Origin of the sequence: Candidatus Palauibacter sp., assembly GCF_965216145.1 — a bacterium.
Classification (GTDB): Bacteria; Gemmatimonadota; Gemmatimonadetes; order Palauibacterales; family Palauibacteraceae; genus Palauibacter.
Map to the genome: position 1 here is coordinate 2,318,946 of NZ_OZ244149.1, position 16,118 is coordinate 2,335,063.

Sequence of the window (16,118 nt, forward strand, 5' to 3'; positions counted from 1 at the left end):
CAGGCGCGGCTCAGGCGAGGCTCAGGCGGCGATCTCGAACTGTCCCCACAGGACCCAGAGCGCCCAGTCCAGGTCCAGCCGGTCCCCCTCCCATTCGGTGGTCGCCGTCCAGGGGTTGATCCCCCGCTGCCGGTGCCAGCGCCCCAGCCCCGCGTCGGTCGTCCACGGCGCCTTCACGTCGTCCCGCGCCGGGGGGACCGCCGGGACGAGCCTTCCGTCGGGGTCCCGGAAGTGGGCCGCGCCCGCAGACCCCATCTTCACTCGCCAGCCGCCCTCGTGCACCGTCCGGTGATGGAACCGGCATAACAGGATCAGATTGTCGAGCGACGTCTCGCCTCCCTCCGCCCACGGGATCGCGTGGTGTGCCTGCGTGTAGCGCGACCCGCAGCCGGGAAAGCGGCAGCCCCCGTCGCGGACGTCCAGCGCCTTGCGTAGCCGCCAGTTCACTGTCCTCCGGCGGCGGCCGACGTCGAGCACGGAGCCGTCCAGGCCGCGCTCCACCCGCACCGCCTCCGCGTCGCACGACAGGCGCCGGGACGTTCCCGCGGGAACGCATGAACCGTCCTCGGTGGCGACGACGTCGGCATTGCCCGCCACGGTGTGGACGACCAGCTGGACCCTCGCCTCGGTGCGTTCCTCGAGCCACGCGCCGAGGGCGTCGTGGTTCCGCTCCACCGGGGTCCGCGGCAGCCTGAGAGGGGCCGGCTCCCACGCGGCCTCAGTCTCGGCCTCGGCCTCCGCCTCGGGCTCCGCCTCGGGCTCGGGGGCGGCCTCGGCCTCCCGATCGGCCTCCCGCTCCTGGCGGTAGAGTTCGTCGCCGGCGGCGTCCAGCGCCTGCATGAGGAGGGCGCCCACTTCCGGCAGCAGTCGGCCCCGGATCCGGTACATGCCGTCGTGGTCCACCTGGACCGAGAGATGGCGGCGGTGCGCGAGTTCGGACTCGCCGTCCCATCCGACGGCGGCCGCGGCCTCCGCCGACCGGTACGCGCGCACGAAGCGCTCCACCTGGCTCGCCGTGTGGCGGAGGGCGAAGTCGACCAGCCGCTCCTCGTTCTGCGGCGTGGCGATCCGGGTCAGGGCCCGGACCTTGGACCAGGAGAGGCGCCCACTCTCCATCTCGGCCGCAGTCAGGGGGAGCGACGCGAGCCGGCGGGCGACTCTCACCCGCTCACGGGCGGGGCCGGTGCTGATCCCGGTGCGCCAGGAGAGCCAGTGGGCGCAGGAGCGCCAGCCGCTCCAGCGTTCCTCGCGGTCGAAGCGGTGGAGGAGGGACAGGAGCCGGTACTGGCCCGCGTCGAGGTGGGCGCAGAGTTCGGCGATCTCGTTGCCAAGGGGGTCGCCGAAGCGGGCGCCGCGGGGGTCAGTATCGTGAAGCATGGTCTTCCGTCCGGATCTCAGAGTTGAGGGCACGCGAACCTGTCGCTTTCGGTCCAGTTTCGGTTCGCATCTCAACCGGATCTCAACTCCCGGATCTCCCCGTCGCGCCTCTCCGGCCACCGGCCTCCCGCGGTTTTCGACAGCGGTCACGCGTTCCCGCGGGAACGTCCGCGTCGCCCGGCGAGGCGTCGGCTCGCCGGCTAGCGGGGATAGATGAGGTAGGGGCGCGCGAGGGCCTCGAAGGCGGCGATGTCGGCGGCCCATTCCGCGGTGATCTCGTCGAGCGTGGCCCCGCGTTCGATCGCGAGGCGGAGGCGGTCCGTGCCGGCGAGGCGGTCGAAGTGCGGCTCCCTCCACGCCCACGCCGAACCCGACAGGCGACGGGCGACGAGCAGGGCGGCGACGGCGGTCCGCACGGGATCGTAGACGGAGCGGTCCGTCACCGTGAGGCGGATGCCGGAGACCGTCTCCCCCGCGAACTTGCGGTCACCCGGCGACTCCGGCGTGAAGGTGGCCGCCGCGATCTCGACGCCCGGCAGCCCCGCCGCGCCCGCGTGCTCCCGGATGCCCGCGGCCCACGCTTCGCCGTCCAGCCACGGGGCGCCGAGGAGCTGGAACGCGGCGTCGGTCCCGCGGCCCACGGAGATGTTGGTGCCCTCGAACAGGCAGGTGCCCGGATAGTGCGCGGCGCTCTCGACCGAGGGCATGTTCGGCGACGGCGCGATCCAGGGCAGCTCCGTCTCGTCGAACCAGCGCCCCGCGGACCAGCCGGCGGCCGGGACCACGTGCAGTTCCACCTCGACGCCGAACTCCCCGCGGTAGAGGCGCGCCAGTTCCCCCGCCGTGAGTCCGTGCCGCACAGGCACCGGATACATGCCGACGAAGCTCGCGAACGCCGGGTCGAGCACCGGCCCCTGCACGAGCCCCCCGATCGGATTCGGGCGATCGAGCACGATCAGGGGGACCCCCGCGCCGCCCGCCGCCGTCATCGCATGCGCCATGGTGGAGACGTACGTGTAGTAGCGCGCGCCGATGTCCTGGAGATCGAAGGCGAGCACGTCGATCCCCGCCAGCATCTCCGGTGTCGGCGCCAGCGTCTCGCCGTAGAGAGAGTAGATGGGAAGCCCCGTCGCCGCGTCCGTCTCGTCGTCGATCGCGGCGCCGCCGACCTCCGTCCCGCGGATCCCGTGCTCCGGCGCGAAGAGCGCGACGAGTTCCGCCCCCTCGTATTGATGGAGGAGGTCGATGGAACTCGTGCCGTCGCGGCCCACCCCGCTCCGGTTCGTGATCAGCCCCACCCGCCGCCCGTCGATGAGATGAGAGGAGTCTGCGAGCAGGACCTCGACCCCCGGCCGAACCTCCGGCGTTCCCCCGCACCCGACGAGGACCCACGCAGCGAGAATCGCGCGCGCGGCCGGGTGCCGCCTCACAACGCGCCGTGTAGGTTCAGGATGGCGAACGGGACATGGGGGACACGGGGAGAGGGCGGAGGCCGACATGCTGCGGAGACTAGGGACGAAAAGCGGCCCCCGAAAGCCGGCGACCTCTCTTCCGGCGCTCGCGCTGGGGCTGGCCGCCTGCGCCTCGGTCGCGGTCACCGCCTTCGGCTGCGCCACCGCTCCCGGCCCGGCCGGCTCGAACCCCGCCGCGCGGGACCCCGCCGCGCAGGACTGGGTCGAGGAGACGCTCGCCGGCCTCAGCCTGCGCGACCGAGTGGCGCAACTCGTCATGGTGTGGCTGAGCGGCGGCTACGCGCCGGCCGGCGACGAGGAGTTCAGCCGCGTCGAAGCCCTCGCGCGCGACGACGGGATCGGCGGGATCGTGATGTCGCTCGGGACCCCGCTGGGGTACGCGTGGCGCCTCAACCGGCTGCAGGCGGATGCCCGGATCCCGCTCCTCGTGGCGGCCGACTTCGAGTCCGGCGCCGGCTTCCGCGTGAGCGGGATCTACGCGCTTCCCAACATGCTCGAGATGAGCGGCGCGACAGTGCTGCCGCCCGCGATGGCGCTGGGCGCGGCGGACGACGAGGACCTCGCCCGCATCGCCGGCGGCGTCACCGGCACGGAGGCGCGGGCTCTCGGCGTGCATCTCGCCTTCGCGCCGGTGCTCGACGTCAACAACAACCCCGCCAACCCCATCATCAACACGCGGTCATTCGGGGAGGATCCCGAGCGGGTGGCGGCGCTGGGCGCGGCCTTCATCCGCGGCGCGCGCAGCGCGGGGCTCCTCACGACGGCCAAGCACTTCCCGGGTCACGGGGACACCGGCACCGACACCCACGTCGCGCTCGCGGTGATCCCCGGCGACCGCGCGCGGCTCGACAGCCTCGAACTCGTCCCCTTCCGACGGGCGATCGACGAAGGCGTTGATGCCGTGATGACGGCCCACGTCGCGGCGCCCGCGATCCTGGGCCCGGGGGCGCCGCCCGCGACGCTGTCTCCCTATTTCATGACGGAGATGCTGCGCGGCGACCTCGGCTTCGACGGCGTCCTGTTCACCGACGCGCTGGACATGGCCGCGGTCGCCGACGGCTACGGGGACGGCGAGGCCGCCATCCGCGCGCTCGAAGCGGGGGCCGACGTGCTGCTCATGCCGCGCGAGCCGCTGCGCAGCATCGCGGCCGTCGAGGGAGCGGTGCGCTCCGGACGGCTCACCCCCGAGCGCATCGAGGCCTCCGCCCGCCGCGTGCTGACCCTCAAGGCCCGCGCCGGCCTCCACCGGGGTGCGCCGCCGGTCGACGCGGACCGCATGCGGACGCTCGTCGGGACCGAGTTCAACGGGAGCATCGCCCGGACGATCGCGATGCGCTCCATGACGCTCGTCCGGGACGAGGACGAGGCGATCCCGTTCGACCCCCTCGAGACGCGCTCCGTCCTCTCGGTGACCTTCGCCGGCGCGAACGACCTCGCCGCGGGCCGCGCCTTCGACCGCAAGCTGGGCGAGGCCGTGCGCGTCCGCCGCGCGCGCGTCGGCTTCGACACGCACCCGGCCGTCTACGATTCGCTGGTCCGCCGCGCGCGGGCGGTCGATGCCGTGACCCTCTCCGCCTACGTCCGGCCCGGCGCCGCCAGCGACACCACCGATCTTCCCGAAGAGATCCGGGGTTTCCTGGAGGCCGTCGACGCGAGCGGGAAGACGACCGTGCTCGTCTCGTTCGGGAGTCCCTACCTGCTGACGTCGGTGCCCGACGCGAAGGCGTACCTCCTCGCGTGGGGCGGGGCAGAGTCGTCGCAGGAAGCGGCGGCCGAGGCGCTCCTCGGCGGACCGATCCCGGGCCGGCTCCCGATCTCGCTTCCTCCGTGGCACGCCCTCGGCGACGGACTCGGCGACGGACTCGGGCTCCGGCCGCTCGCCGACGCCGATCCGGACGCCGATCCGAACGCCGACATGCCGCGGGACGCCCACGCCGCGTTCGAGCCCTTCACGGGAGAGACCCGGCCAGTGGTCGTGGGGCGCTCGCGGAGGCCCTGGGAGGACGAGCCCGAGAACGCGGGGATGGACGCGAACTCGCTCGGGCGCGTGGACCGGCTCATCGAGGCCGCGGTCCGGGACGGGGCGACGCCCGGCGCGGCGCTCGTCGTGGGCCGCGGCGACCGTATCGTGCGGTTGCGGGGATACGGGCGTCTCGACTGGTCGTCGGCCGCTCGCCAGGTGCGGGACTCGAGCCTCTACGATCTGGCCTCGCTCACGAAGGTGATCGCGACCGCGACGGCCGTCATGCAACTCGTCGACCAAGGGGATCTGTCGCTCGACACGCGGGTCGGCGAGCACCTCCCCGAGTGGTCGACCGGCTGGAAGCGCGATGTCACCGTCCGCCAACTGCTCACGCACCGCGGCGGCCTGCCGCCCTTCCGTCCCTTCTGGCGCACGCTCGAGGGGGAGACGGAATACCGCGAGGCGATCGCCGCGCTCGAGTCCGATCATGAACCGGGGGGAGAGACCGTCTATTCCGACATCGGACCGATGACGCTCGCCTTCCTCGTGGAGGAGATCACCGGACAGGCGTTCGACTCCTACCTGTACGAGTCCGTGTTCCGTCCCCTCGGGATGAGGGATACCTGGTTCAATCCCCCCAATTCCCTCCGCGGGCGGATCGCCCCCACCGAGATGGACACCGTGTACCGGCAGCGGCACGTGATCGGGGAGGTACACGACGAGAACGCGCACGCGCTGGGCGGCGTGGCGGGACACGCGGGACTCTTCTCCACCGCGCAGGACCTGTCCCGGTTCGGTGCCTGGATCCTGGCGGCGGCCCGGGAAGGGCGAGATCTCGCCCCCGTAGCGCGCCCCGCCCCCGCGCGCCTCGCGGTGACGCGGTCGCCGAGGCTCGGCTCGCCCTCGGCGGAGATCGTCGCGCAGTTCGTGGCCCGGGCGGACTCGCGGGCCGACGCCGGGGGTGGGGCGGCGGGCGCCTCCGGATCCAGCCGCGCGCTGGGGTGGGACACGCCGTCCGGGCGTTCGTCGGCGGGGGACTACTTCGGTGAGGCGGCGTTCGGGCACACCGGGTTCACGGGGACGAGCATCTGGGTGGACCCCGAACTCGACCTCTTCGTCGTCCTGCTGACGAACCGCGTGAACCCGACGCGGGCCAACCAGAAGCACATCGCGCTCCGGCGGGCGGTGCACGATGCCGTCGCGACGTCGATCCGGGACCAGGAACGCTGACTTCGGTCGATTTCGTCATCCTCGTCGTGTATCTCGGCGGGGTGACGGCGTGGGGGGCGTGGCTGGGGCGGGGCGCGCGCGGCGGCGAGGAGTATTTCCTCGGGCGGCGCGACCTCCCGTGGCTCGTCGTCCTCCTTTCGGTGGTGGCGACGGAGACGAGTACGCTCACCTTTCTGTCGATTCCGGGGATCGCGTACGGCGGGTCGCTCGCGTTCCTGCAGATCGCGGCCGGCTACGTGCTCGGGCGCATCGCGGTCGCCGCGTGGCTCCTGCCCGCGTACCAGGCGCGGCGGCTGCGGACGGCCTATGAACTGCTGGAGGCCCGCTTCGGTCCGGAGACCCGGCGCTTCACCTCCGCGATTTTCATGATCACGCGCCTCCTCGCGGATTCCGTGCGGCTGTTCGCCACGGCGATTCCGCTCACGCTGGTCACGGGCTGGCCCCTCATCACCTCCGTGCTCGCGATCGGGGCGCTCACATTCATCTATACCTTCATCGGCGGTATCCGCGCCGTCGTCTGGGTGGACGCGTCGCAGATGGTCCTCTATGTGGCCGGCGGGCTCATCGCGCTCGTCGTGCTCGGCCAGGCCGTGCCCGGCGGGTGGCCCGACATCCTCGCCCGCGCGGCGGAGGCCGGGAAGCTCACCGTGATCGACCCGGCGCTCGACTTCGGGCGGCCCTACACCCTGTGGGCCGGGCTGCTGGGCGGCGCCTTCCTCTCCATGGGCTCCCACGGCGCCGACCAACTCATCGTCCAGCGCCTCCTCGCCTGCCGCGATCTCGCCGCGAGCCGCCGCGCCCTCATCGGCAGCGGCGTCGCCGTCTTCTTCCAGTTCGCGCTCTTCCTGTTCGTCGGCCTCGGGCTGTGGGCGTGGTACGAAGGCGCCGCCTTCGCCCGTTCGGACGAGATCTTCGCCCGTTTCATCGTCGAGGCGCTCCCGGCCGGCGTCCGCGGCCTCCTCATCGCGTGCGTGTTCGCGGCGGCCATGTCCACGCTTTCAAGCTCGATCAACGCGCTGTCCTCGACGACCGCCTACGATTTCTGGGCGCGGTCCCGGTCCCGGTCCCGTGTCGGGGTGGGGGGCCGCGCGGACGCCGGAGCGGATGCCGGAGCGGACGCCGGAGCGGATGCCGGAGCGGATGCCGGAGCGGACGAGCGGGCGATCCTCCGCGTGGGACGGATCGCGGCGGCGGCGTGGACCGTCCTCCTCGTCGCGGCGGCGATCGGGTTCATCCCGCTGAGCGAGGGGAACGCGGCGGTCGAGGTGTCGCTGGGGATCGCGTCGCTCGTCTACGGCGGGCTGCTGGGGGCATTCGCGCTCGCCCGCTTCTCGCGCCGCGCCACCAGCGGCTCGGTCCGCCTCGGGATCGCGGTGGGGATCGCCTCGGTCACCGCCGTGTGGGTCTTCGCGCGGGCCGCCGTCGCCTGGCCCTGGTTCGTCCTCATCGGCGCCGCGGTCACGGTGACGGTCGGCCTCCTCGCGTGCGGGCCGGGCGTCGCCGGCGCGTCCCCGAAGAAGTCCCGAAAAACACCCGAGTTCCCGCGGATCTCGTAACGACCGTCCCCCGTTCCACCCCTCATTTGAGGGGCTCGGACGGGCGTTTTACCTCCTACCTTCAGGGCCGATGCCGGACCGTCGCCTCCGTCGCAGAGGGAGGACGGCTCCGTCGCAGTGGGAATCGGGACGGACGGGCACGATCCAGCTATGAGCGGACAGCACGCCTTCGAACGCACCGTCGGACTCTTGCACGAGGCCGCCCTCGACGAGGCCCATTGGCTGGAGGCGGCTCGCCAGATCAACGAGACCGCCCGCGTAGCAGGCAGCGCCCTCTGCTTCGGCAAAGGAAGCACCCCGGACGACGCCGAGGTCTTCTTCATGCGGTTCTGCCTCCGCGGAGAGCGCCGCGACGACCTCGTGCAGCAGTACTGGCGGGACTACTTCATACACGACAGATACCTGCCGCGCCTCGCCCTGCTGCCCGAGGGCGAAATGATGACCTGCGACGACCTGTTCGCCGACCGTGGCAAGACCTCCCGCGTCTACAACGAGGCCCTGCCGGCAGGGGAGATGCAGGACGGCCTCTTCGTGCGCCTGCAGGCGCGGGAGGGATCGGGCATCTGGTGTGCGATGGGCGACTCCCTCGAGCGGGATGGCTGGTCATCGGACCAGGTCGAGACGGTCCGGGGCCTGGCGCCGCACCTGACCCAGTTCGTGCGGGTGCGGCAGCTGCTGCGCCAGGCGGGGTCTCTGGCCACGTCACTCGCCGAACTGCTCGAATACAGCCGCTACGGCCTCATCCACCTGGACCGGCGGGGACGGATCCTGGAGGCCAACGACCGCGCCACGAGTTTCCTGGGGCGGGGCGCCGGGCTCCGCGACGAGGGCGGTTTCCTGCGCGCCCCGGTGCTGGCGCAGGACGCCCAGCTGCAAGCGCTGCTGGCCCGCGCGCTGCCGGCGTTCGGCACCCCGGCCATCGGTGGCGCCATGCGGATCGCGAACCCTTCCGGCGGTTCGCCCGTCGTCGTACACGTCAACCCGGTCGGCGACCGAAACCCCCACATGCGCGCCCTGCAGGTCGCGGCTCTCGTACTGATCGTCGATCCCGCGAGTGGACTCCGGATCGATCTGAACCTCGTCGCCGCTTCCCTCGACCTGACCCCGGCCGAGAGCCAGGTCGCGGTCGCGCTGGCCCAGGGCCACAGCGTGAGCGATATCGCCGCCCGGACGGGCCGCTCGGAGGGCACCATCCGCTGGCACGTGAAGAGGATCTTCAGAAAGCTGGGCATCAGGCGGCAGGCGGAACTCGTGCGGCGCGTCCTGTCGCTACACGGCCTGCCCGAGCCTCCGCGCTGAAGCCTCGCCCCCGGCGCGGGCCGTCCATGGCTTCAACGAACTAGCGCGGGAGCGCTCACCTCGCCTACCATCCCCGGCTATGGAAGATGCCAACGCCCGCGACGCCGATGCCCGGGACGGCAAGGCGCTCATCGTGCGGGGGGCTCGGGAGCACAACCTCCGCGACGTCAACGTCGAACTGCCGCGCGACCGGCTCATCGTCGTCACCGGGCTGTCCGGGTCCGGGAAGTCGTCGCTCGCCTTCGACACCATCTACGCGGAGGGGCAGCGCCGCTACGTCGAATCCCTCTCCGCCTACGCCCGGCAGTTCCTCGGCGTCATGGAGAAGCCCGATGTGGATGTGATCGAGGGACTGTCGCCCGCGATCGCCATCGAGCAGCGCACCGCCGGCGGCAACCCGCGCTCCACCGTGGGCACCGTCACCGAGATCTACGACTATCTGCGCCTCCTGTGGGCGCGCGCCGGCACCCCCCACTGTCCCTCGTGCGGCCGCCCCGTGCGCCCCCAGTCGCCGTCGCAGATCGCCGGGCAGATCCTCGGCTGGCCCGCCGGCGCCCGCATCGAGGTTCGCGCCCCTCTCGTCAGGGGACGGAAGGGAGAGTTCCGCGACCTGTTCGAGCGCACCCTCAGCGAAGGGTTCGTGCGCGCGCGCGTGGATGGACAGTTGATAGACCTGGCCGAGCCGCCGACTCTGGACCGGCGCCGCAACCACCACATCTCCGTGGTCGTGGACCGGCTCACGGTGCGCGCCTCCGACCGCGAGCGGCTCGCCGACTCCGTGGCCACCGCCCTGCGCATGGCCGACGGCGTCGTGGAGGTGGCCCTGTACGGCGCCGGCGACGGCGCAGATGCCCGCCCGGACGCGCACCTGTTCTCGGAGCGGTACGCGTGCCCGGGCTGCGGGCTGGGGATACCCGAACTGGAGCCGCGGCAGTTCTCCTTCAACTCTCCCTTCGGGGCGTGTCCCGAGTGCGACGGGCTCGGCTCGCAGCGCGTGCCCAACGCGGACCTCATCATCGGGGGGGACCGGATCTCCATCCTCGAGGGGGTCCTGCTCCCCATGGGGGCGCCGAGCGGCAGCGTCCGCCGCCACCGCCTGCCCCGGCTCGCGCGCAAGATGGGGTTCGACCTCAACACCCCGTGGGGGGAACTCGACGACGACCAGAAGCAGGCGATCCTGTACGGCGACACCGATGTCGGCTGGGAGGGCGCGATCGCGGCCACCCTGCGCCGCTACCACGACACGACGAGCGAACGCGTGCGCCTCGCGCTCGAGGAGTACATGACGCTCTCGACCTGCCGCGCCTGCGACGGCGGCCGGCTCAGGCCCGAGAGCCGCGCCGTGACGATCGACGGCGTCTCCCTCCCCGCGCTCACCGCGAAGTCCGTGGCCGAACTCCGCCCCTTCCTGCGCGACTGGCTCGAGAGCGCGCGACAGGCCGCCGGCCAGACGGCCGAGATCCGCGTCCCCATCCTCAAGGAGGTCGTCGACCGTCTCGAGTTCCTCGACCACGTCGGGCTCGGCTACCTCACCCTGGCCCGCTCGGCCGGCACCCTCTCGGGCGGCGAGGCCCAGCGCATCCGTCTCGCGACCCAGATCGGGAGCCGCCTCGTCGGCGTCCTCTACGTCCTCGACGAGCCCAGCATCGGCCTCCACCCGCGCGACAACGAGAAGCTGCTCGGGACGCTCGCCGCGCTGCGCGACCTCGGGAACACCGTCCTCGTCGTGGAGCACGACGAACTCACGATCCGCCGCGCCGACCACATCGTCGACATGGGGCCCAGGGCCGGGCGCGAGGGCGGGGAAGTCCTCGTCTCCGGCAGCCTCGACGACCTCCTGGCCAGCGAGCGCTCCCTCACCGCCGCCTACCTTAACGGCGAGCGCGAGATCCCGGTCCCCGAGACCCGCCGCGAGCCGCGCCACGGGTGGCTCACCGTGCGCGGGGCCCGCGAGCACAACCTGCGCGGGATCGACGTCGGCTTCCCGCTCGGGCTCTTCATCTGCGTCACCGGCGTGTCCGGCTCCGGCAAGTCCACCCTCGTCGAGGAGATCCTGTACCGCCGCCTGGCGCGCGAGATGTACCGCTCCAAGCTCGTCCCCGGCGCGCACGACGCGGTCGAGGGAATCGAACTTCTCGACAAGGTGATCGATGTCGACCAGAGCCCCATCGGCCGCACCCCGCGCTCCAACCCCGCCACCTACACCGGCCTCTTCACTCCCATCCGCGACCTGTTCGCGCGGCTGCCCGAGTCGAACATCCGCGGCTACGCGCCGGGGCGGTTCTCCTTTAATGTAAAGGGGGGGCGCTGCGAACCCTGTCGCGGCGACGGCCTCGTGAAGATCGAGATGCACTTCCTGCCCGACGTGTACGTCCCCTGCGACATCTGCCGCGGCCGGCGCTACAACCGCGAGACGCTCGAGGTCCTGTACCGCGGCCGCGGCATCGCCGACGTGCTCGCCATGAGCGTGGACGAGGCGCTCGAGTTCTTCGACGCCGTGCCCTCGGTGAAGCGCCGCCTCGTCACCCTCTCCGACGTGGGCCTCGGCTACGTCACGCTGGGCCAGCCCGCCACCACGCTGTCCGGCGGCGAGGCGCAGCGCGTGAAGCTCGCGACCGAACTCGCGAAGACGAGCACCGGGCGCACCATCTACATCCTCGACGAGCCCACCACCGGCCTCCACTTCGAGGATGTGCGCCTCCTGCTCGGCGTCCTCCACCGCCTCGCCGACCGCGGGAACACGATCATCGTCATCGAGCACCACATGGATGTCGTGAAGACGGCCGACTGGGTCATCGACATGGGCCCGGAGGGGGGCGCGGGAGGCGGCCTCGTCGTGGTCGCCGGCCCCCCCGAACTCGTCGCCGCCACCCCCGGCAGCCACACGGGCGCGCACCTCTCTTCTCTGTAGGCCCTCCGGGGACGCCCGACCCCTTCACGGAACAGTCCGGACATATCCCCCAATATGGGAGGCTCCAGTTCGGGGAGCGTCGGATATTTTCGCTCGACAAGTGGAGGGGACAAAGCTCTTGAGTACCCTTTGCTCGGGCTGTACGAGCCCATATTCCACCCCATTTGGGAGGCGCGCCTGTCTATGGCCGCCAGTATTCTTCCTCGGCCCTGTACGGGCTGGGGTGGGGTGTGTCGTGGAATCGTACGCCGCAACCGACGACGGTCGTCGGCACCGAGCGTCAAGAGTCACCACTCCGGGACTTCCTTCCAAGGAGGAGCTGAATGAAGAAGGTTACGAAAGGCCTGTTGACGACAGGGGTTATCGCCCTGGTCATCGGCGCCTGCGGAGACACCGTCGAGGTGGTCGTTCCGGAGGTGCCGCCCCCCCCACCCATCACATTTCCACCTCCGCCGCCGCCACCTCCGCCGCTGCCGCCGCCACCGCCGCCGCCGCCGCCTGTCAACCAGGCGCCCACGGCCGTCGGTAGCATCCCCGCGGCACAGGTAGCGGTCGGCGCGACGAGCACGTTCGACGCGGCCGGCTACTTCAGCGACCCCGATGGGGACGAGCTCACGTATTCGGCGGGCAGCTCCAACGAGGGCGCCGCGACGGTCAGCATGGACGGCTCGAATGCGACGATCACGGGTGTCGCGGATGGCACCGCGGTCGTGACGATCACGGCGCGCGACCCGGACGGGGCCGCCGCCGCGCAGGGCTTCAGCGTCACCTCGGGCAGGGGCAACGCCACGAACAGCGCGCCCATGGCCGTCGGCTCGATCGCGGCCCGCACGCTCGATGTGGGCGGGACCGCCACGGTCGATGTCGCGGGTTTCTTCTCCGATCCGGACGGCGATGAACTGACGTTCGCGGCGACGAGTTCCAACGACGCCGTAGCCGCCGTGTCGAACGAGGGCTCGTCGGTGACGATCACCGCCGTCGCGGCCGGTGCGGCCGTGGCGACGATCACCGCGACGGATCCGGACGGCGCCGCAGCCGCCCAGGAAGTCTCCATCACGGTGAACGAAGCCGCCGGGAACTCGCCGCCGACGGCGGTGCGCACGATTCCGGCCCACAGCGTCAACATCGGTGGCACGGCCACGCTCGACGTGGCGGGCTACTTCAGCGACGCGGATGGGGATGAGCTGACCTACAGCGGTGCCAGCTCCAGCCCCGAGGTCGCGACCGTCTCGATGGACGGTTCGACCGCGACGATCACCGGCGTTGCCGTGGGCGGCGCCGTGGTGACGGTCACGGCGAGCGATGGGTCCGCGTCGGGTTCGCAGGGCTTCAACGTCTCCGTCTCCGATCCCTCCGGGAAGGCGGCGACGGTTGCGATCTTCGGTCTGCGGAGCGTCACCGACCGGAACACGGCGGTGGATCCGTCGAACCTGTCGGGCGACCTCACGGTGATTCTCGACGTCCAGCAGAACGATGAGACCATCGCGGTCATCGACATCATGCTGGGCGAGCAGGTGATCAACTGCCGCGGCGTCTCCGCATCCAGAGAGGCCCAAGCCGAAGCATTCGGCCAGACCGAAATCGAGTGCCGCCTGAACACGGCCGCCGTGGTGGGCGAATGCACGGGCACGCAGCTCGCGCCGCTGTACGCGAACGGCGACTACCAGCTCGGCGCCCGCCTCACGACGTCCGAGGGCGAGACGCGCGAGACGTTCGCCACGCAGAGCGTGACGCTGAACAACAGCGGCTTCGTGATGGTCACGCACAGCGCCGGCAACTCGCTCCTCAAGAGCGGCGTCGCGATCTACGGCGGCCCGTCGGACGCGGACAACCAGAACACCTTCCACGCCTGCCCGGTCTCGTACGGCGGCATCGAGGTGGCGAAGCTCTCCCTCAGGGCCCTGAACACGGGTCCGGCGAAGGCCAAGCCGCACGAGGCCGCCACCTCTCTGGCCTTCACGGCGCCGACCGGCGCGGGTGCGGCCAGAAAGCTCTTCAACGGCGCGGCGGCCGACCGCGAGGATACGTTCTCGTGGGATCTCAATTCCGCGTTCAACGGCGCCGTTCAGGACGAGGGTCCCGGCGGCCGCGAGCACTGGGTGTTCGTGGGCGAGACGATGGAGAACGCGGACGGCCTGGATGTGCGCGAAGCGTTCGGGGCCACGAACGCCGGCGAATCGGATGCGGCCGTGGGTCCGTTCTACTTCGACTTCAAGGCGCCCACCGCCGGGGGGATCCTCGTGGGCCAGGCCCGTTCTCTGGCAATAGCGATCGCCGGCGACCTGGCCGGCGTGTCGCTTTCGGCCGGCAACTTCTACCTGGATGCCAGCGATGGCGAGGGCATCGGTCTCGGGTCCCACGGCATCTCGGTGGGTGACTGCGCCGCGAACTCGTCCGTCAACTTCCCCGGAAGGGGCTCCGTCAACCGCACGACGGTCGGGTTCGACGCGTTGTACACGGACGTCACGTCGGTCGCCGAACTCGCGGAGGACGACGCGGCCCGGAATCCGGGCGACAGCAACGGCGCGGACTGCTACGTGGCCGAACTCGCCTCGCTGACCGACAAGCTCGGGAACGCGTGGCGCTGGAGCGGCGATCCCAGACTCGCCTCGAGCTACCATCACACCGCCACCTTCGGTGTCGACAAGACGGCGCCCGTGCTCGAGGACTTCGAGCCGGACGAGTTCGACGAGCCGACAAAGGGCCAGACCGTCCCGGGCGATGAGTTTGCCTTGCCACCGACGCCGCCCCAGGACGGCGTGGTCCTCATCGAGTTCGAGGTGCAGAACCCGGACCTGGCTTCGGGTGATGCGGGCACCGCGCTGCTCGGGGGCAGCGCGACCATCCCGAATGAGGACGACCCGAGAGTGCCGATTATCGTCGGCTCGGTGCGTCCGGTGGATTTCCGCGATCCGACCGACGACGATTGGCTGGCCACTCTCGATAAGCTCGGCGACGACGGCGAGAAGTCCGTGACGATCGCCGTTGGCGACGGCGCGTTCCCGCAGAACAGGGCGTCCTGGACGGTGAACTTCGTCTATGACACCACGGTGCCGAGCTTCTCGGGCTCCGGGCCCACCGGCGAGATGATCGCCTCTGGAACGTCGGTCTCCGTGAACGTGTCCGGTGTGATCCAGGACATGTCCGAGATCGAAAAAGCCGCGCTCACGGTCCGGAGTAACGTTGGCGTGCCCGCGCTGTTCTGCGACGTGGGCGACCCCGTCATGTCGGCGTCCCGGGTTCCGAGCAACGGCAGGACGGGCACTGGGTTCAACGTCGCCGACGGGACGAACGAGGTCAGCCTCGATGAGTCCCTGACCATCGTGCGGCCCACAGCCAAGCGGGCGGATGAGGCACTGTGCGTCCTCCTGCAGACCGAGGACGCGGCCGGAAACACCGCGGCCTATTCCCTTGGTACCTTCATAGTGGACTGGCCCTTCGGGCTGGCGATCTCGCCGGAGTCTTTGGACATCGACGAGGGGGCGAACGACATGACGCCGGGCATGGGGACGTTCACGGTTGCCCTCAGCGACGCGCCGGCCAGCGATGTGACCGTCAGCATCAGAGGCGGCGCCGCGGGCATCAGCACGGATGTCGCGAGCCTGACGTTCACGACGGCCAATTCCAACCAGGCTCAGACGGTTACTGTCAGCGCGGCGCAGGACGACAACGCCGTGAACGAGAGGGCCACGATCAGTGTGGCCGCATCGGGCGGTGGCTATAGCGGCGTCAGAGGCTCGGTAGCGGTTACCGCCGATGATCCGGACGTGACGTTCTCGATCGACGACGTATCGATCGAGGAAGGCGCCACGGAGACGGTGACGGTCACCGTGACCCGCGCAGGCTCGGCGACAGATCAGGACAATTCAACACCGCTGACCCTGAGAATCGCGGCGACAGATGCGAATAATGAGGACGTCACGATCACCCCGGTGGGGACGGCCGAGATTCCGGCCGGTATGGTCAGCGCCGAGATCCAGTACGAGATCCAGGGTCCGGCAATCACCGGTACCGACGATACGGTCATCACCGTAAAGGTGAATCCGGCCGTTATTGGACGTGGTCTGCCGGAGGCCGGCATCGAGATCACCATCGTGAATGACGATGAGGATGATTCGTAAGGACGGCTGATCACCAGGCCGAGCTGACGCAGCAACAGCTCGGCTGGCAGTAAGCGGGAAAGGGCCCCGCGAGCGATCGCGGGGCCCTTTTTCAACTTCGGAGGTTTCATCGAATCCGGATGGTGAAACCAGGGACTGACGGCGGATCTGTTCCGTCGAGGGTGGCGTAAGGGGGAGAATATGTCCGGT

At 70.8% G+C, this 16,118-nt stretch carries 7 protein-coding genes; 5 read left to right on the forward strand and 2 right to left on the reverse strand.

The features are described 5' to 3' along the window. Positions 1-21: 21 nt before the first annotated feature. Positions 22-1,377 carry a DUF222 domain-containing protein gene (locus tag ACOOHF_RS09895; protein WP_420461530.1) on the reverse strand — a complete coding sequence of 452 codons (1,356 nt, stop codon included), beginning with the start codon at positions 1,375-1,377 and terminating at the stop codon, positions 22-24. Between the two features lie 200 nt (positions 1,378-1,577). Further along, positions 1,578-2,807, reverse strand: coding sequence for an exo-beta-N-acetylmuramidase NamZ domain-containing protein (locus ACOOHF_RS09900; protein WP_420461531.1), 1,230 nt, complete (start codon positions 2,805-2,807; stop codon positions 1,578-1,580). A gap of 67 nt (positions 2,808-2,874) precedes the next feature. Here ACOOHF_RS09900 and ACOOHF_RS09905 point away from each other — a divergent pair, with 67 nt between their 5' ends. The 5 genes from ACOOHF_RS09905 to ACOOHF_RS09925 all read left to right on the forward strand — a co-directional run bounded on the left by ACOOHF_RS09905 (position 2,875) and on the right by ACOOHF_RS09925 (position 15,929). Then, on the forward strand, positions 2,875-6,042 hold the full coding sequence (locus tag ACOOHF_RS09905) for a glycoside hydrolase family 3 N-terminal domain-containing protein (RefSeq protein ID WP_420461532.1): 3,168 nt from the start codon (positions 2,875-2,877) through the stop codon (positions 6,040-6,042). Between the two features lie 26 nt (positions 6,043-6,068). Continuing rightward, entirely contained in the window at positions 6,069-7,598 is a 1,530-nt protein-coding gene (locus ACOOHF_RS09910; protein ID WP_420461533.1) for a sodium:solute symporter, read from the forward strand. 150 nt (positions 7,599-7,748) lie between these two features. Beyond that, positions 7,749-8,897: a helix-turn-helix transcriptional regulator gene (locus tag ACOOHF_RS09915; protein ID WP_420461534.1), complete on the forward strand. Its 1,149-nt coding sequence runs from the start codon at positions 7,749-7,751 to the stop codon at positions 8,895-8,897. A 79-nt stretch (positions 8,898-8,976) separates the two neighbouring features. After that, positions 8,977-11,808: an excinuclease ABC subunit UvrA gene (uvrA, locus tag ACOOHF_RS09920; RefSeq protein WP_420461535.1), complete on the forward strand. Its 2,832-nt coding sequence runs from the start codon at positions 8,977-8,979 to the stop codon at positions 11,806-11,808. 323 nt (positions 11,809-12,131) lie between these two features. Then, entirely contained in the window at positions 12,132-15,929 is a 3,798-nt protein-coding gene (locus tag ACOOHF_RS09925; RefSeq protein WP_420461536.1) for an Ig-like domain-containing protein, read from the forward strand. Positions 15,930-16,118 lie beyond the last annotated feature (189 nt).

Excerpts from the sequence above, each read along its gene's own strand:
- ACOOHF_RS09895 (WP_420461530.1), bottom strand. The coding sequence starts at position 1,377 with ATGCTTCACGATACTGACCCCCGCGGCGCCCGCTTCGGCGACCCCCTT.
- ACOOHF_RS09905 (WP_420461532.1), top strand. The coding sequence starts at position 2,875 with ATGCTGCGGAGACTAGGGACGAAAAGCGGCCCCCGAAAGCCGGCGACC.
- ACOOHF_RS09915 (WP_420461534.1), top strand. The coding sequence starts at position 7,749 with ATGAGCGGACAGCACGCCTTCGAACGCACCGTCGGACTCTTGCACGAG.
- uvrA (WP_420461535.1), top strand. The coding sequence starts at position 8,977 with ATGGAAGATGCCAACGCCCGCGACGCCGATGCCCGGGACGGCAAGGCG.
- ACOOHF_RS09925 (WP_420461536.1), top strand. The coding sequence starts at position 12,132 with ATGAAGAAGGTTACGAAAGGCCTGTTGACGACAGGGGTTATCGCCCTG.